The following is an 18,230-nucleotide window of genomic DNA, read 5'->3' on the forward strand; positions in this document are numbered from 1 at the left end:
TTCACTCCTTAGCACTCGTGAGCGTTGAGTGCTAAATTGTTAAACGTAAGGATTTAACAAGTACAATATGGCGAAGATTGTAGCATTTAACGACGAATCGAGACGAGCGTTAGAGCGTGGTATCAATGCTCTGGCTGATGCTGTGAAAATCACATTGGGACCCAGAGGACGCAACGTACTTTTAGAGAAAAAGTATGGAGCTCCACAGATTGTCAACGATGGTATTACTGTCGCTAAAGATATTGAGTTGGAAGACCCGTTAGAAAATACTGGCGCCCGTCTAATACAAGAAGTTGCCTCAAAAACTAAGGATATTGCTGGTGATGGCACTACAACTGCTACAGTCCTAGCGCAGGCAATGGTTAAAGAGGGTTTACGCAACGTTGCTGCTGGTAGTAACCCAATGTCTATCAAACGAGGTATTGACAAAACTGTAGAAGCATTAGTTAAAGAAATAGCTAAAGTTGCCAAACCAGTTGAAGGTAGTGCTATCGCCCAAGTTGCGACTGTTTCTTCTGGTAATGATGAAGAAGTTGGCGCCATGTTAGCCGAAGCAATGGAGAAGGTGACAAAAGACGGTGTAATAACCGTGGAAGAGTCAAAGTCTCTTAATACTGAACTCGAAGTAGTTGAGGGGATGCAAATCGACCGTGGTTATATTTCTCCTTACTTTATTACTAATAATGACCGGATGACGGTGGAGTATGAAAATGCTCGTATCCTGATTACCGATAAAAAAATTGGCAGCATTCAAGATTTAGTACCTGTCCTAGAAAAAGTAGCGCGCAGTGGTCAACCTTTATTGGTTATTGCTGAAGACATTGAAGGTGAAGCGTTAGCGACTTTAGTTGTTAACAAAGCTAGAGGTGTGCTATCTGTTTGTGCGATTAAGGCGCCTGGTTTTGGCGAACGTCGCAAAGCCATGTTAGAAGATATTGCGGTTTTGACCAAAGGACAAATGATTTCCGAAGATATCGGCTTGAGTTTGGACACCGCGACCTTAGAAATGCTTGGCACCGCACGTAAAATTACCATCGATAAAGAAAGCACCACCATTGTTGCTGCTGGTGAAAATGGCGACGACGTTCAAAAGCGCATTAGTCAAATTCGTAGACAGCTTGAAGAAACTGACTCTGACTACGATAAAGAGAAGCTACAAGAGCGTATCGCTAAATTAGCTGGTGGTGTTGCGGTAATCAAAGTTGGCGCCGCTACCGAAACCGAATTAAAAGACCGTAAGCTACGTATAGAAGATGCTTTAAACGCGACAAAAGCAGCAGTTGAAGAAGGTATTGTGCCTGGTGGTGGTACAACTTTAATTTATTTATCGAAACAAGTTGAAGCCATTAAAAACAGTCTTCGTGATGAAGAAAAAATCGGCGCCGACATCGTGGCCCGTTCATTAGAGGCGCCTTTACGCCAAATGGCTGATAACGCAGGTGTTGAAGGTTCGGTTATCGTCGCTCGCGTTCGCGAATCTGAATTCAACATCGGTTACAACGCCGCAACAAACGAATTCCAAGATTTAATCGCGGCTGGTATTATTGACCCAGCGAAAGTTGTACGGTCCGCACTGCAAAACGCCTCCTCAATTGCGGGTATGGTATTAACAACCGAAGCAATTGTCGTTGAAAAGCCTGAGAAGAAAGCTGCTGCTCCCGATATGGGTGGCATGGGCGGCATGGGCGGCATGGGCGGCATGGGCGGCATGGGTATGGGTGGTATGGGCGGCATGGGTATGATGTAATTTCATTGCCGTACGGAACACATAAGTTTTACCAATGGCTGACCTAATTCAGTCTAACCAATATTAGAATCTTCAAAGCAGTTTGTTTTAATCTAAGACAAGCTGCTTTTTTATGGCTTTTTAACCTCAATTGTAATGTAATGTAAATTTATATTGACTAAGAACCCAGGTTTCTTGAAGAAAACAGGTTTCTCAAAAGCTAGCCTAGAATGTAAAAAAATATGAAGCTAAATTTACGTAAATCATTGCAAAAGCTTACGAGAATGCAACATCAAGAAGAAGAAGACGATATACAAGATTTTTATCATCAGCCAGGAGAAATTCCAGGACAAATCAACATACAAGAGGATGCTGTGAAAACTCAAATTCGTCTAGTTGATTACAACGAAACATATTTGATAAACAAAAAAGATATCACTCCTCAGCAGTGCGGAGAGTTTCTAGATACTCAATCTGTATCTTGGGTTGATGTACAAGGATTAGGTAGTCCTGAAGTGATTGAAGAATTAGGTCGTGTGTTTGAGCTAAATAGTTTGGTTTTAGAAGATGTTGTCAATATGGCAGAGCGTCCTAAAACTGAAGATTATGAAGACCAGCTTGTGATTATTGCGCGGATGGTAATGCCAAAACCCAAGGGTTCAGGATTTTATAGCGAGCAAGTCAGCTTCGTTTTGGGTAAATATTATTTATTGACTATTCAAGAAGAACCTACACGCGACTGTTTTGAAGCAGTTCGACACCGAATAAAGCACAATCGAGGTATAATTCGCAAACACGGTGCCGATTATTTAGCTTATGCGCTCCTAGATTCTATAGTTGACGGGTTTTTCCCAGTTTTAGAGCGATATGGAGAAAAAATCGAAGATCTAGAGCAAGAAGTAATTATCAAACCAACTCCTCAGACTTTGCGAAAAATCTATAAGATTCGGCGCCAGCTTTTAAAGTTGCGACGTGCCATATGGCCCCAACGCGATGTCATTAATAGTTTAATTCGAGACAGTGGTAATTTAATCAGCGATGAAGTTCGGCTATATTTACGCGATTGTTACGACCACTCTATCCAAGTAATAGATATGGTCGAAACTTACCGGGAACTCTCATCTGGGTTGATGGATGTATACTTGTCGGCAGTAAGTAATAAAATGAACGAAATCATGAAATTTTTGACCGTGATGTCCTCGATTTTTATTCCTTTAACTTTTATTGCGGGCATTTATGGGATGAACTTTAACACCGAAAAATCACCACTGAATATGCCCGAATTAAATTGGTACTGGGGGTATCCTCTTTGTCTTGGCTCAATGGGCGCCATCGCTATCGGGCTGCTATTGATATTCAAACGGCGGGGATGGCTTGATAATGCTTCTTCCTTAAAGGATGATAACCCTTGACAAGGCGCCAAAAATATACGCTTATTATTCTTTTAGTTATCTTTTTGTGACGCGGTGGGAGTTAAAGTTAAAACCTTATGCAAGATAATAATTTACTGGTACTTACGTTCTATATAATTGGGATAGCATATACAATCAATCGTATGATTGAATCTATCGCCGACAAAATAAACTTTACGCTTCAAAAAGCAGTCGTTGATGAGCAACTAAAAGAGCAAGAAATAGCGGATGACGTTGGAATTTCGTTCAAACTTGCGGCAACTTATGAACTGAGTGAATTAAAAGAATTATTAATGTTTGTTGAGAACAAATCAAAAAATCTTGCTGTATATGTAGACTGGGATAATTGTACGATAGTAATCAAGCATAGTAAACAATCAATGCGAGTGATTCGTAAATCTCCAGATATCACGCGCGACTTAGGAGTGCCCCAAACACCGAGTTTAGTGGCGCCAGAAAAAACGCTAACAATGTCCATTACGTCAGAAAACGCTTTTACGCGTGATAAAGATACAGGAGTTTACGCAGCGACCAAGCCTATTGTTGATATAGCGAGTTTAGAAAAAAATCCGGTAAAAGCCAACCGAATATTGTTCAAAAAATTCATGAACGAGGAAACAACCTTAGAATTCTCGTTACAATTAGTACTCCGCATATCAGAAGTACGTGTAGGTTTGCAACCTGGGTCAAATAAACCACCAATGTGTATAGTAAACTGTCCCTTTACCATCCGTAAACTACCCTGGACTTACGCGCTGCCTTGGAATAAGAAAAGATAAAACAAATATTAATGGTAAATACAGAAAACAAGACTACACTAATATATTGAGAGAGTAGGCGAGGCGGTTGCAGATTCTTTTTATAAAGAGTCTGAGGAAAGTCCGGGCTTCCGAAAGACCAGACTTGCTGGATAACTCCCAGTGCGCGCGAGCGTGAGGATAGTGCCACAGAAAGATACCGCCAATCGATTTTGGATTTTGGATTGTGGATTTTGGATTTAATCTAAAATCGTAAATCTAAAATCTAAAATCTTGGTAAGGGTGCAAAGGTGCGGTAAGAGCGCACCAGCAGCATCGAGAGGTGCTGGCTCGGTAAACCCCGGTTGGAAGCAAGGTAATGGAACTACGGTTGGTCTTTTACCAGTTCCGTTAAATGAGCCGCTTGAGGCGTTTGGTAACAAATGTCCCAGATAGATAACTGCCGTTTAATATAGAGATGCTATACGTAGTGTTTCTTATTAGATAACAGAACCCGGCTTATGTCCGACTCTCTCTTAAAATTTTAGATTTTAAATTTTGGATTTTAGATTCGGCTTTATCATCAGTCCTAAGAGCGAAAATGCAAAATATAAAATCTAAAATCGCGCAATCCAAAATCTAAAATCAACATGTCCATAGCTTACCCACGCCGTCAACGACAACTTGAAAACTTAGTTAAAAAATTAGGTTTATCGATAGATGCACCTATTAAATGGAATTTGCTCGATATGGCATTGACTCACCCAACAGCTTCAGAGTCAGCAAATTATGAGCAATTAGAATTTGTCGGTGATGCGGTAGTGCGTTTGGCAGCAGCTGTAGTACTTTGGGAGAGTTATCCTGAATGTCGTGTTGGTGATTTTGCGGCAATTCGTTCGGTATTAGTCAGTGACCGTATTCTTGCTCAACTCGCACGTTTTTATGGTTTAGAGTTATATTTACTCGTTGCTGGCAGCGCTACAACCGATAAAATTGGTCAAGAGTCACGTTTAGCAGATTCTTTTGAAGCTGTTCTTGGCGCCTTATACTTGAGTACAAACAATTTAGAGTTAATTCGACCTTGGTTAGACTCACATTTTAAAGAACTTACCAATCAAATACGTCAAGACCCTGCACGTCTAAATTACAAAGCAGCACTTCAAGAATGGACGCAAGCACAATTTAAGGTTTTGCCTGAGTATCGAGTCGTAGAAATTACCAACGCGCAGCACAACGAAGACCGTTTTAGCGCCGAAGTTTGGTTGCACGATAAAAAACTTGGTCAAGGTAAAGGACGCTCGATAAAAGCAGCCGAACAAGCTGCCGCTAAAGTAGCTTTTTTTGCTTTAGATTCGGAACAGAAAAATGCCTAATTTGCAACGGATGTAACGGATGTAACGGATGTAATAGCTGTTTTCTTAGTACTTTCCAAAACTTTTGACATGGAGTAGTAGTGGCTTGTATTTAAATGTGAATGTATAATATAACACTAACTTATTGTTATGAAAACTAAAATATCAAGCTATGTTAAATAAAATTAATACTGCGGTTATTGGGGTTGGACGTTGGGGAGTTCATTGGCTGAGGATTTTGTTAGAGCATCCGCAAGCTAATTTAAAAGCAGTCGTAGACCCCAACCCAGAACGCTTAGAAGCGGTTAAATATCAGTATAATTTGGGCAATGATATTGTACTAACTACTGATGCTCAAACATTGCAACATATTAATGAACTCGAAGCAGTAGTAGTAGCAACTCCGGCAGTCACTCATTATTCTTTAATTGCAGATGCTTTAAAATGGCGCCTGCATGTACTAGCAGAGAAACCTTTGACGCTCTTAGCTTCGGAATGTCGTGAACTATATGAGTTAGCATTAGCGCAGCAACGAATATTGATGGTTGACCATACTTATTTGTTTCATCCCGCTGTTGAACGTGGTAAAAGTGTTATTGAGTCGGGAAGTATTGGTGATTTGCGCTACGGTTACGCAACTCGTACTCACTTAGGACCAGTGCGGCAAGACGTTGATGCACTTTGGGATTTGGCAATTCACGATATTGCTATTTTTAATACTTGGTTAGGAGAAGTCCCAGTTAAAGCACAAGCAACTGGTACAGTATGGCTACAACAAAAATCTAACCTAGCTGATTTAGTTTGGGCAACATTGACTTACAAAAGTGGCTTTACCGCGCATATTCATCTATGCTGGTTAAATAATGATAAACAAAGGCGCCTTGGTATTGTCGGTAGTAAAGGTAGCTTAATATTTGACGAAATGTCACAGGCACCGTTAACCTTAATAAACGGAGAATTTGAAGTACAGGGAAATGTATATATTCCAGTCAACCAAAATCAACAGATATTAGAACTCGAAAAAGCAGAACCATTACAAAAAGTTTGCAGCCATTTCCTACAATGTATACAAACTAACACTTACCCTACTATCTCCGATGCATTCAGAGGCGCCGAACTAGTACAAATTTTAACTATCCTCACAAAATCACTCCATTCTGGAGGAATACCAATTAATTTAGATTATTAAATTTTATTACAATTATTCTTGTGGAACGGGCATCCTTGCCCGTCTATAAATCATATTAGTTCATTCACACTATTTATGTCTATTTACTTTTGGTTTTGTGGTTATGGCTGGTTTTTAATTTTCGGTTTAACAAGTTAAAGCTTGATTTTTCAATTGTATTAGCTATGCTTGTTTCTTCACGTGTTGAAGGTTGAGCTACTAGATGTTTAATAGCTGACACTTCAGTTATTACTATTGGCGGTATATTTTCTGTTGTAGTATTAGTGGCATTAATTAAGGGTAAGGTAATTTTGATAGTAGTGCCTTTATTGATACCTGCACTTTCTAGAGAAATTGTACCTGCCATCATTTCGATTAAGTTGCGAGATATTGCTAGTCCTAACCCCGTACCACCAAGTTTACGATTTTTGGCGCCTTCTACCATTACAAAGGGACGGAATAATTTATGCTGTTGGTCTGGTTCTATACCAATGCCCGTATCTATAACACTAATTACCACATGTGATTGATTACTTGTCAATTCATCTTGAGAGATAATTTCAGCAAGAATTGTAATACTTCCTTCTTCTGTAAATTTTGTAGCATTACTAATTATATTTATCAAAACCTGCTTTAATTTGATAGGGTCTGCATTCACAGGTATAGAATTTTCTAATTCTGGAATATTTAACTTTAACCCTTTTTGCTGAATGTTGACTGACTGTAAGTTAATAACTTCTTTTAATGTGTCACGTAAATCTATCTTCTCTATAAATACCGATAGTTTTCCTGCTTCTATTTTGGAAATATCAAGCAAATCGTTGATTATTTCGAGTAGATGAATTGCTGTATCGTCAGCAATTTTGAGATATTCGAGTTCTTCTTCTCTACTATCGCACGAATTATCGCGTACCAATTTAACGCAGGTCATAATTGTATTGAGAGGGTTTCTTAATTCGTGTGAAGCTGTTGCTATGAACTGACTTTTGACTTGGTTAGCTGTTTTTGAGTCTTGCCAAGCAATTTCAAGTTCTTCTCCCCAACTTCTTAATCGTTCGACCATGTGGTCAATTGCCAAAGATAGCTGGTTGAACTCACGAATTTGAAAACGGGGAACACGCAATGACTGCGAACTCGAATTGATATTTAACGCATAATCACAAAGTTTTTCTACTGGACGTGCTAAATAGCGTGCTAAACATAATGATGCTACTAGACAGGCGCCGACTAAACCTAATGTTAAAATAAATAAAATAACCTTAAGTTCTATTAAACCGTACAAAGCGTTATCTAAAGTGGTAACGTCCAAAATAATCCATTTTTGACCAGGGACATCTGAAATAGGATTTTTAATTGCAGTGTAACCTGCGAGTAATTCTTCACCTTGCTTCTCAAAGAAAAACTGTAAGCTATTTTTTTTACCTGATATAGCATTTTTAACAATTTGCTGTAACCTTGCAGCATCAGCATGTTGAGCGATATTTGTACCTACACGTTTTTCAATAGGATGTGACAAAATTGTCCCATCATCCGAAATAACTACGGTTGACCCTGTTAATAGTCCTGGTTTTTTTCTGACTTTTTGTTGCAACTCGGCTTGAATAGAGAGCGTATATCTAATTATACCCGTGTTATCATCTTCCACAGGCGCCGATAGTAGAAGCTGTAATTTATTTTGAGTTCCCCGTTCAGAGTTTTTGATAGATTTAATGTAAACCTTGGGTGGAATAACGATTGTAGCTCTGACACCACTAGATGCTTCCGTTGGTTTAATATCATCGAGCAGTTCGTCTCCGCAAGTACTTGCGAGAACTTTATGATTTTCTAAATCGCTAAACTGAACACATTCAATATTAGATAAATTTTCTTCAAGTTTATTAATAAATTCTTGCACAGCGGCGCTGTTACCAGACTGAATAAAGTCAATTTGAGTTGCTGTAAGTAAATTACTTTTGAGACTTTCAACATTATCGGTAATTTTTTCAGCCTTGATGTCAGCACTTTCGGTCAAATTTTGTCGTGCAGTTTCAAGCTGAGTTTGACGTGCTTTCCTGAAGACTATAAATTCTCCGGTCAACAAAACCGGAACTGACAATAGCAGAATCCTGGAAAACAGTAAACGACGAAACGATGAAGGACGCGGTTTAGGCATCGGCAATCTCACTTAGCATATGCAAACCACAACAGCTACAATATCTTAACTCCATGAAAAAAGTTATTAAGGAATGATTATGAGGTAAGCATAAATTGATTATTGGTGACAAAAGGAACAGCAAATTATGTAGGGTTACTACCCTGACTAAAAATTATACACCCATCTAGCACCTACGTGTGTTAGACATTTTCCTAAAATTTGCAATAAGTAGATGTTTAAAGCCTGACAAAATGCTCACACCTCGTCCTGACGTTACAGTAGTTCTTGCAATGAGTGCTGATGGCAAAATAACAGATTTCCAACACTCACCTGCGCGCTTCGGGTCAAAACATGACAAAGCACATTTAGAAAAACAAATTGCCATTGCCGACGCAGTGTTATTTGGCGCTAATACCTTACGAGCGTATGGCACAACATTGACTGTCACCGATTCCAATTTACTCGAACATAGAGAAAATTCGGGTAAAGATTCACAGCCTCTTCATATAGTTATTACAGAAAAGGCAAACATAAATCCGGAAATTCGTTTTTTTAAACAGCCAGTGCGTCGCTGGTTGCTCACAACCGACGAAGGGGCGAGTTTTTGGCGCCATCGAAGCGAATTTGAGCAAATTTTAGTATTTAAAGATAATTTAAAGTTTTCCCAAACAAAAATTAATCTTGTTGCAGCCCTCGAATATTTCGCAACAATTGGTATCGAAAAGCTGGCTGTGCTAGGTGGTGGTCAACTAGTGTCCTCAATGCTAGAACAAAACTTAGTTGACGAACTATGGTTGACAGTATGTCCATTAATACTAGGTGGTACTAAAGCACCAACAGTAGTAGGAGGCGCCGGATTTATAGAAAAAATGGCGCCGCGCTTAGAATTGTTAGAAGTAAAAACAATCGAACAAGAAGTATTTTTGCATTACCGTGTCATTAAACCTTGATTATTAACCACAGAGACGCAGAGAACACAGAGAGGAGTCGTCGGTTAAGCTCAAAAGTACGTTTAGACGTAGGTTGGGTTGAGGAAGCATGAGCGTAGTTATCCGTAGGAAAACCCAACAAAATCAGGGAAATGTTGGGTTCCGCACTCGCGCTCCATCCAACCTACAGATTCTCAAAACCTACGCAGTATTGAGAACTATCGGTATTCACGCTTACCAGCCAACAACGGTTCGTATTATCCGTAAATAAAACGATGTCGGGTCAAGATTAAATACTTAGAATTGTTAGGACTTATGCAAAGAAACCCGGTTTTTGGGTTCTAGATGCGTTGTGAAGAATAGAAAATAACATAAGAACTAAATGAAAAAAATAATTTCAAAAAGTAAAAAGCTTTTTTCGTGGCTAGTTCCCTATAAAATTTCAAATCTTTACATACCTCTTTCTCTGGAAAAGTTACAACAAATACTCATAGATATTTCTGAAACGGGAATTGTAGAAAAAATACCAGTATTATTTGGCGCCATTGATGTGAAGTACCATGTACGGTTAATAAACGAAGATTTTTTCAAAGTTGAGGGGCCGTTTATGCATAAAAGAGTATGTCTCTTAACTCAAGGTAAAATAATGTCTGAACCAAATACTAACGGAGTCATTATAGAGCTAAAAATGCGCCTTTTAGATGACGACATCAAGGGTTCAATAACATCTGGGTTATTTATTTTGATTTGTTTAATTACTTTGGGTGGTTATAAATCTCCTGTAAATGTATTCATAATTATGACACTTTTATCTTTTATTTTTTATGGCGTAATGACAATCAATTTTCACTATGAAGCTTCCAATATCAAAAAAATATTAGCGCAAAAACTTACAATTTAAACAAGAGGTTTATACTGAGGTGGTCTGTATCCATTACGTAGCAGTTCATTCAAAAACCTCATCCTCTGAAACTTGCTGACGGTAAGCTGCAACTTCTGACAAAAAATCGTCAAATGTTGGGTCTGATGCGAAAATACCCATGTGCTTTAGCCAAGGGTCTGTTTCTTGCTGAGAGGACTCTTTACCCACATCAATTGTAATTATTTCACCTGATGCCAATTGTTTTTCTAAAGCAGCTTTGGCAAGGGCTATAGCTTCTTCTTTTGTACCACCTTCAACCGTGCTATCAGGAATGCCAATAATAGAGGCAATAAATTTATTCTCTGTATGGCTTTTAACAAAAACTTGATACTGCATAATTAGTTTCAATTTCATTATATATAATAACAACTTTAAATTATAATCTAAATATTTCTCTTCTTCTTTGGGCAGCCTGGGAAGGCTGCTCCACAAGAGGCTATATTTCTACAGATGTTAAGGTGTTACTCCTTCTAGTTGTTCATCGGCTAGTTCATATAGTTCGCGGAGCTTTTGTAGTTTATCTTCGCTTGCTTCCCAGAAACCGCGTCCGTGTGCTTCTAACATTCTGCTGATGATGTTGCGGAATGCTTCGGGGTTTGATTTGCGTAGTTTTTCTGCCATTTCGGCATCTAGTGCGTATGTATCTGCGGCTTGGTCGTAAACCCAGTTATCGGTAAAGTCAACGGTACCACCCCATCCTATTAATGCTGTCATGCGTTGGGATATTTCATAGGCGCCACCGCTACCTTGGTTAGCCATAGCATCAGCCCATTTGGGGTTTACTAATTTGGTGCGGTACTCCATTCTTAATAAATCATCTAATTTTCGAGGTGTGGTATCTTTAGAGAAACTTTCTACAAAGCTTGCTGTGACTTTTTTACCGCGTTGCTTTTCAGCGGCTTTTTTCAAACCGCCTGTGTTAGCATAATATTCCTGAATGTCAGTTAAGCCATATTCTACAGAGTCTATTTCTTGAACTATTTGACTTGTAGTTTTGAGTAAAGTATTTAGCACCTCTTTACGCGCTTGTCCTTTATCGTTTCGACCATAACTAAAGGCATTTCGGCTTTGCCAAGTATTTGCAAGCTCGTCTCCAGATTCCCAGTTACCATCAACAACTTGGTCATTAACGAGGGAGCCAAAATCACCGGCTGGGTTAGAAAATAATCTGGCAGAGGCATTTTCTATACCTTGTGCTTTCAATGCTAAAGCGTGTTTTCTAATATAATTCTTCTCAACAGGTTCATCAGCATCAGCCGCGCGTTGAAACAAATCATCCAATAACTCAATAATATTGACAAAGCTATCACGGAAAATACCCGATAAATTTGCCAAAACATCAATACGCGGGCGCCCAACTTCCTCCAAAGGCTTTAACTCATAACGTACAACCCTCCCCGTTCCCTCTTTTACAGGTTCGGCGCCAACCAACTCCAACAAAATACCGAGCGACTCACCCTTAGTTTTAATTGCATCCAACCCCCATAACATCACAGCAACAGTCTCCGGATACTCCCCATTATCCTGTAAATGCTGCGCCAAAATTTTCCTAGCAATCTCCCGACCCCTCTCATAAGCAGCAGGAGAAGGCATTCGATAAGGGTCTAAAGCATGAATATTCCTCCCCGTAGGCAACACCCCAGCACCATCACGTAACAAATCACCACCAGGCGCCGGCGGAATATACTCACCATTCAAACCCCGTAAAAGATTCGTCAACTCATCAGTAGTTTGCATCAACAACTCTCTAATGCTTCCCTCTTCCTCTTTGCGCTCTTTGCGTCTTTGCGGTTCGTCAAAATAAGCCTCCAAATAACACTCCATCTTCTCATCATCCGGTGCCTCACCCAAAACATGTAACCCCGAAGAAAACAACCTATTCTCTAAAACCTGCAAATACTCATACAACTCCACCAAATAATCATCAAACACACGCGCACTAAACATCTTGACATTCTCAGGACTAAAACTAATCCCCAACTTGCGCGCTTCCTCAAACGGACAATCAACATCTAACCCACTATCAACAATCTTCTTACAAATAGCTTCCTTCAAAACATAATTCTTCGTTGGTTCCTCACGGTACTCAGCAATTAAATCTCGTAAAGCAACCAACTCCTTATATAACCCCGCACGTCCATAAGGAGGAACATTATGCGATATCAACGTCCCATAACCGCGACGCTTCGCCAATATCGACTCCGAAGGATTATTCGCAGCATATATATATAGATTAGGCAAATCACCCAATAAAATATCTGACCAAGAATAACCAGTATTACCCAAAGGGGAACCAGGCAACCATTCGACAGTACCATGCATCCCAAAATGAACTATCGCATCAGCCTGAAACTCATTTTGTAACCACTTATAATAAGCAGCATATTGAGGATGTGGTGTCATATCCCGTTCAAACATCAACCGCATCGGGTCACCTTGAATACCCAAAGGTGGCTGTACACCAATCCAAATATTACCCAAACTCACACCACCAACATGAAACTCATCCCCATAAGTTTTAATACCACTACCCGTCAAAGACTGCCACTGCTTTTCAATGCGCGTAGTTTGTAAATAACCAAGCCATTTTTCTAGAGTTTTAATATTCACATTTCTTGTGGGATGGGCATCTTGCCCGTCCTCCAACCACTCATCAGCTTCTTTAACTTGCTTAATTAACTCTTCCCCATCTTCCGGAAAATCCCCAACTGTATAACCTTGTGCTTTCAAAGCTTCCAAAAACTTAACCAAACTACGAGGCACATTTAACAAAGCTGCCGTACCAGTGGCGCCATATCCGGGAGGAAAGCCATATAATATCACAGCTATTTTACGTTCCGATGCGGGTTTTTGTCTTAAACTAACCCAACTTTTAACCCGACCAATTAATCTATTGACACGTTCTGGTACTAAATATATATCTTCTCCTACTAAACCACCTAAAGGAACAGTATCAATGGCACCGTCTAATTCCGGCAATGCGTATAAAACCACACTTTGTAAACCACCAATACCCTGACGTGTCCAAGAGTGAATGTCTTGAATTAACAAAGGCGCCGCAACAAAGTACGGAATATTTTTGCTGCTAAGAATTCTTTTTGCTACTTCAATTTGTCTACCTGCCTCCATCGAACCAGCAGGCCCACCCACAAGCGGAAAACCTATAGTAGAAACTATTGCATCCACCTTTACAGCTTCTTTGGAAAGTGAGGGTGTTTCTGTATTACCCAACGCACGCTGAGTCGTTTCATGCTCGCTTGTCATCCAGTCACGCACAGCAACATGTCCCTCGACACCATTTATAAATATAGGTAACGGTGTTAAGCCGGCATTTTCAAATTTTCGGATGAGTTGAGGTATATAAGGTTGTTTGGTAATCACGTGTTTACGATACAACAAAATTCCAACAACTGTAGAGACGCGATTAATCGCGTCTCTACGTGATTGGTACCATTGTAGATATTCGCGTGGAGATTCAAAATATCCTTGGTAGTCGGGATGTAATAATCCGATGTTAGGGGTTTCGACAGGTGGGGGTATTTCTCCGACTTTAAGATTTAGATATTTTTCGCCAAGTGCCCAAAACAATGATGCGACATTATCGGCGCCACCTGCGTTCCAATATCCATATATAATCAGCCAGTTACGAAGGTCTTGGACTTTTTGAACAGGAATATATTTAAGCAGTTTGGGACCAATCTTTAAAAAGCTGATATAACCTGCGAGTTTATCCTCCTCGCGTCCATTACTGAATTTATCAAGTATAAATTGTACAGGCTTAGGCATTCCCTTGGGCTTATCACCTATAGAAAAGGCGCCTATTTTAGTTAACGCCATTAATTCCAAAGCGGACTCAAACACAAGCCTAATGGGAATTCGTGCGATTCTCTCACGTAACCAAATCACTTGGTCATAATCAAATAATAAACTGCCAAAAAACACATCGGCGTTCTTGAGTGCTGCTTCCACCTCAACTCGCTTACTACTTATATCCCTGTCGCTATATACACACACATCTAATTCAGGACAACGTAAAACAGCCATTTCAGCCGCCTTACGATATAAGTCAGCGTTGAACGATTCAAACCCAGCAATCAAAACTATGCGTTTCATGCCCAAAAGTAAAGATAAATAAACAAATATTTACTTTCATTCTAAACCTATTCTTCAGACAAATATTTTAGTCTGTCAATCAGGAGCATTCCTAAGCAAATCAAGTTGTGTTAATATAGTTAAATTGAGGACATAGTTTATGTTCCTGGCCTTCAATTCACACTTAGCGCTTGCATAGAACTGTTGCACTTATTATAAATGTAATGAGTTTAACTCATAAATTTTATACATGAATTTTGAGTGGGACGAGCAGAAAAACGAGCTTAACATAAGTAAGCACGGTTTTGATTTTGCCGATGCTTATCGAGTTTTTCAGTTGCCGATAGCGGTTGAGCTTGATGAACGTAACGATTATGGCGAGGATCGATGGATAGGAATTGGATTGCTGGATGGACGCATTGTAGTCATTGTATACACCGAACCTGATGATAAAACAATTCGCATTATCTCTTTGAGAAAAGCACTCACTCATGAAAGGAAACGTTATGAACAATACCTCAAGAACCGACTGGTCTAGAATTGATGCAATGACTGACGATGATATTGACACATCAGATATTCCACCTCTTACAGATGAGTTTTTCTCAAAAGCAAAGTTAAAAAAGCCTTCATCATCATTGGCAACAGTTGCCATTCGTATTGATTTTGAAACTTTAGCATGGTTCCAATCAAAAGGTGAGGAAGCAGAACAACATATGGCTGCTGCATTAGCAATTTATGCGGAAGCGCAAAAAAATGCTGCGAATGCACGTCAATCAGCTTGACTATCATTTTTAATCTGCCCTTTAGAAAAGGCGCCGCTATTGTACACAAACAAAGAAGCGTGAGAACAAAAATCCCACGCTAATTAGTTTAGTAGTCCGTGTCAAAAGTTTTGGTGTGTTCTTTCTTCTTATTTCTTCCTTAGCGCACTTTGCGTACTTTGCGGTTAGTTTTTTCTACACCCTAAAATTAATAACATAAACGATTAGTTAAACATTTTGTGGAGTTGATTCTTTTTGAGATGCAACTTCTTCTTTACGTAATTTAAGTGCATCAGCTTTCATTTTCTTACTCGCTTTAAAAAACTTGGGTGGTTCTTCTAATGGCATTTGAGCAAGTGACTCAAAACCAAACGCATTCTTTTGAGGAAGAAACTTTGCTATTACAGAAACAAAGTATGGTCTTTTCTGTTCTTCTTTCGGTATTTTGGGATTAAATCTAAATGGTGGTACGAGCGAATCTCTCCAAAATAAAGGTATGTGACTAGCTTTCATGTACCTAACACGTTTGGTAATATCTGATTTTTTTACATATTCTAATCTATCTTCTGTAAAGTTTTTGAAGACAGAAATACAAGGAACCTGACACACAGGGATAAATTGCCATATTCCACTTAATTTAAATTCAAAGTCTTTCAACTCTCTACACATTCCTTCATTATTTCCTGCATCAAATGCTACAAGCTGAAATCCGATTTGATGCGCTTTGTCTCGTCCTGGAAAGTGAGTTATTTTTGGGTAGACTATTAATCGTTGACGATTACCTTGATTTGCGACACACTTTTTAAGTGCGTCAAAAGCCTTTAATCCTTTGTTGGTGGGAATGTAGAATAATGGATATTTATTACCACTAACTGTTATAGTAGCATATTTTTGCTCTTCGTCGAAGTCTACAATAGCAGGTATGATACCTACTGCCTTAAAAAATAGTTCAGAACTTGAGGTGTTAGAATCCTTTTCTATAGATTCTATAGTTGGTTTCGGCTTTTTGATTGGTAGCGCCTGTTTTTCTTGATTTTCTAGCATCTTTTTAATAAAGCTTCGTTTTATATATTATCCTGTACGTACTACAAAACGGCGCCAAAGTATTCAACGACGTTATGGGCACAAATAATTAAACAATACAGAAATATTGAATTTGTTTCAAGGGTGATATCACTTATTTGTTACATCAGTTCATAATCGTGTTGTTGAAGTTACGGCGGTGACATATAATAAAAATTATTAAAATTTTGTTAAATAAAGTTTTATATGCAACCACCTAACACTGAACCAAAGGCATGTATCTACAAAGCTGAGTGGAATGATTTAGTTATTGAGTATGGTCGTCTAGAAAAAGTGGGGCTATTTGATTTTGCAATGCCCAAGAATGCCATAAGTGTCGCGTTTACCCCTCATGAAAAGGTAACATGGTCGGTGGATGGAGGTAAGTCACAAACAACAACTTTACCTGCGGGAAGCGTATTTTTATACTCAGAACGTGAGTTTGTCTGGCATCAGCGACACAAAGAAAGCGAGTATGTAAATTTACTTTTAGAACCTACCTTACTCCGGCGCCTAGCCAGCGAAAGCGGACTTTCGACTAATATTGAGTTAGAGCATAAAGTTATTTTTCCAGATGCAACAATTTTACACGTCGCACAGTTATTAAAATCAGAGGCAATAAACGGCGGTTTGGCAGGAAACTTGTATGTAGAGTCTCTACGTAACTTGCTCTCACTGCATTTGCTTAGAAACTATACAGGTATAATTAAAACCCCCAAACAAGAAGCTGGTGTTATTGGTGCCCTTAAATTAAAGCAAATAAAAGATTATATCGAAGATAACCTGGCATCCGAATTATCTATCGAAACCATTGCTTCTTTAGTACCAATGAGTCAGTTCCATTTTGCCCGCGCTTTTAAATCTTTAACTGGAGAACCTCCTCATCACTATATTTTACAGCGAAGAATTGAGAGAGCGAAAGTACTATTAAAAGTTACGCAATATTCAGCAGCTGAAATTGCGTATCAAGTTGGATTTTCTAATCCCAGCCATTTTACTTCCCAATTTCGCAAAATTGTTGGCGCCACTCCCAAATATTTTCGCGAAGGCGCCTAGAAACCGGATTTTTTTGTTGATAAAATCCGGTTTCTCAAATGTGCGGTTAGTTGCTTGATGCAATAGCAGGTTCCCTGGACGCTTCTCTATCGGTTGTAGTAAATTCCAAGGGAAGTGCAGAACGTAAGACAGCATCCAACAAACCAGGAAATAACACCTCTAAATCATTACGTCGTAAAGTGTTAATGTGCTGCGTTCCCTCTTTGCGTGTCAACACCACACCAGATTCACGAAGAATCTTAAAATGATTTGACATAGTAGACTTTGCAATTGCAAAATCAAAGCCAGCGCAGCACTGTTCTCCAGTCACCGCTAGCTGTCTAACAATCTCTAACCGTACAGGGTCGCCTAAAGCATATAGGACTCCTGCTAAGGTCATATCTTTTTGGTCTGGGTGATATAGAAATCTCATACTTGCATTATTTGACAAAAAGGACTATATTTTATTTATTCGATAAAACCGAACTAACGAAATAATATTTGGGAGGCGAGTATGTCATCCGTTACAAATGTGACAGAAGCCACATTTAAGCAAGAAGTCTTAGAAAGCTCAATGCCAGTGCTAGTTGATTTTTGGGCACCCTGGTGCGGCCCGTGTCGGATGGTGACTCCCGTGGTAGATGAAGTTGCTGCCGAGTACTCTGGACAGGTAAAAGTAGTGAAGTTAAATACTGACCAAAATCCCACGGTCGCCAGCCACTACGGGATTCGCAGTATTCCAACACTAATGGTCTTCAAGGGGGGTCGGCAAGTAGATACGGTCGTAGGCGCAGTGCCAAAAGCAACCTTGACTAAAACTTTATCACAGTATTTGTAACAAAGTGAAGAGTTAGGAGTTATGAGTGCTGAGTTATGAGTGCTGAGTAATCACTTTCA

General features: G+C 39.3%; 17 protein-coding genes and 1 other RNA gene. 13 read left to right on the forward strand and 5 right to left on the reverse strand.

The genetic code is table 11. The annotated features are described in order from the left end of the window. The first annotated feature begins 67 nt into the window (after window positions 1-67). From groL to DSM106972_RS20495, 6 genes are all read left to right on the forward strand, one after another. Window positions 68-1,747 carry a chaperonin GroEL gene (gene groL, locus DSM106972_RS20470; RefSeq protein WP_127082443.1) on the forward strand — a complete coding sequence of 560 codons (1,680 nt, stop codon included), beginning with the start codon at window positions 68-70 and terminating at the stop codon, window positions 1,745-1,747. 221 nt (window positions 1,748-1,968) lie between these two features. Continuing rightward, complete coding sequence (corA, locus tag DSM106972_RS20475) at window positions 1,969-3,138, forward strand: magnesium/cobalt transporter CorA (RefSeq protein ID WP_127082444.1); 1,170 nt, start codon at window positions 1,969-1,971, stop codon at window positions 3,136-3,138. A 143-nt stretch (window positions 3,139-3,281) separates the two neighbouring features. Next, entirely contained in the window at window positions 3,282-3,917 is a 636-nt protein-coding gene (locus tag DSM106972_RS20480; protein WP_233787434.1) for a hypothetical protein, read from the forward strand. A 51-nt stretch (window positions 3,918-3,968) separates the two neighbouring features. Then, window positions 3,969-4,412, forward strand: an RNA gene (rnpB, locus tag DSM106972_RS20485) — RNase P RNA component class A. A gap of 113 nt (window positions 4,413-4,525) precedes the next feature. Next, the gene (gene rnc / locus DSM106972_RS20490) at window positions 4,526-5,248 is read left to right on the forward strand and encodes a ribonuclease III (RefSeq protein ID WP_127082446.1); all 723 of its coding nucleotides are present in this window, start codon (window positions 4,526-4,528) and stop codon (window positions 5,246-5,248) included. A 151-nt stretch (window positions 5,249-5,399) separates the two neighbouring features. Beyond that, window positions 5,400-6,416 carry a Gfo/Idh/MocA family protein gene (locus DSM106972_RS20495; protein WP_127082447.1) on the forward strand — a complete coding sequence of 339 codons (1,017 nt, stop codon included), beginning with the start codon at window positions 5,400-5,402 and terminating at the stop codon, window positions 6,414-6,416. Window positions 6,417-6,495: 79 nt separating this feature from the next. On the opposite strand, the gene DSM106972_RS20500 is transcribed toward DSM106972_RS20495, so the two are convergent. Further along, window positions 6,496-8,547, reverse strand: a complete 2,052-nt coding sequence (locus DSM106972_RS20500) for a sensor histidine kinase (RefSeq protein WP_127082448.1) — start codon at window positions 8,545-8,547, stop codon at window positions 6,496-6,498. A 233-nt stretch (window positions 8,548-8,780) separates the two neighbouring features. On the opposite strand from DSM106972_RS20500, the gene DSM106972_RS20505 reads away from it, so the two are divergent. From DSM106972_RS20505 to DSM106972_RS20510, 3 genes are all read left to right on the forward strand, one after another. Further along, a complete protein-coding gene (locus tag DSM106972_RS20505; RefSeq protein ID WP_127082449.1) occupies window positions 8,781-9,479 on the forward strand; it encodes a RibD family protein in 699 nt (232 codons plus the stop codon). A gap of 88 nt (window positions 9,480-9,567) precedes the next feature. Then, on the forward strand, window positions 9,568-9,729 hold the full coding sequence (locus tag DSM106972_RS51470; protein ID WP_158632855.1) for a hypothetical protein: 162 nt from the start codon (window positions 9,568-9,570) through the stop codon (window positions 9,727-9,729). A 111-nt stretch (window positions 9,730-9,840) separates the two neighbouring features. Then, on the forward strand, window positions 9,841-10,359 hold the full coding sequence (locus tag DSM106972_RS20510) for a hypothetical protein (protein WP_127082450.1): 519 nt from the start codon (window positions 9,841-9,843) through the stop codon (window positions 10,357-10,359). Between the two features lie 45 nt (window positions 10,360-10,404). Here the strand turns inward: DSM106972_RS20510 and DSM106972_RS20515 are convergent, their stop codons facing one another. After that, a complete protein-coding gene (locus DSM106972_RS20515; RefSeq protein ID WP_127082554.1) occupies window positions 10,405-10,716 on the reverse strand; it encodes a type II toxin-antitoxin system HicB family antitoxin in 312 nt (103 codons plus the stop codon). A gap of 117 nt (window positions 10,717-10,833) precedes the next feature. Further along, window positions 10,834-14,493 carry a magnesium chelatase subunit H gene (bchH, locus tag DSM106972_RS20520; RefSeq protein ID WP_127082451.1) on the reverse strand — a complete coding sequence of 1,220 codons (3,660 nt, stop codon included), beginning with the start codon at window positions 14,491-14,493 and terminating at the stop codon, window positions 10,834-10,836. Window positions 14,494-14,722: 229 nt separating this feature from the next. Between bchH and DSM106972_RS20525 the strand changes: the two genes are divergently transcribed. After that, window positions 14,723-15,010, forward strand: coding sequence for a BrnT family toxin (locus DSM106972_RS20525; RefSeq protein WP_127082452.1), 288 nt, complete (start codon window positions 14,723-14,725; stop codon window positions 15,008-15,010). Next, a complete protein-coding gene (locus tag DSM106972_RS20530; protein ID WP_201800758.1) occupies window positions 14,979-15,257 on the forward strand; it encodes a hypothetical protein in 279 nt (92 codons plus the stop codon). Before DSM106972_RS20525 ends, DSM106972_RS20530 begins: the two co-directional genes overlap by 32 nt. 207 nt (window positions 15,258-15,464) lie before the next feature. On the opposite strand, the gene DSM106972_RS20535 is transcribed toward DSM106972_RS20530, so the two are convergent. Continuing rightward, window positions 15,465-16,280, reverse strand: coding sequence for a hypothetical protein (locus DSM106972_RS20535; RefSeq protein ID WP_127082454.1), 816 nt, complete (start codon window positions 16,278-16,280; stop codon window positions 15,465-15,467). 225 nt (window positions 16,281-16,505) lie between these two features. On the opposite strand from DSM106972_RS20535, the gene DSM106972_RS20540 reads away from it, so the two are divergent. Further along, complete coding sequence (locus tag DSM106972_RS20540; protein WP_127082455.1) at window positions 16,506-17,354, forward strand: helix-turn-helix domain-containing protein; 849 nt, start codon at window positions 16,506-16,508, stop codon at window positions 17,352-17,354. A gap of 46 nt (window positions 17,355-17,400) precedes the next feature. On the opposite strand, the gene DSM106972_RS20545 is transcribed toward DSM106972_RS20540, so the two are convergent. Continuing rightward, a complete protein-coding gene (locus tag DSM106972_RS20545; RefSeq protein WP_127082456.1) occupies window positions 17,401-17,766 on the reverse strand; it encodes an ArsR/SmtB family transcription factor in 366 nt (121 codons plus the stop codon). A gap of 81 nt (window positions 17,767-17,847) precedes the next feature. Between DSM106972_RS20545 and trxA the strand changes: the two genes are divergently transcribed. Then, complete coding sequence (gene trxA / locus DSM106972_RS20550; protein ID WP_019488796.1) at window positions 17,848-18,171, forward strand: thioredoxin; 324 nt, start codon at window positions 17,848-17,850, stop codon at window positions 18,169-18,171. Window positions 18,172-18,230: the final 59 nt, after the last annotated feature.

The organism is Dulcicalothrix desertica PCC 7102 (genome assembly GCF_003991905.1).
GTDB lineage: Bacteria > Cyanobacteriota > Cyanobacteriia > Cyanobacteriales > Nostocaceae > Dulcicalothrix > Dulcicalothrix desertica.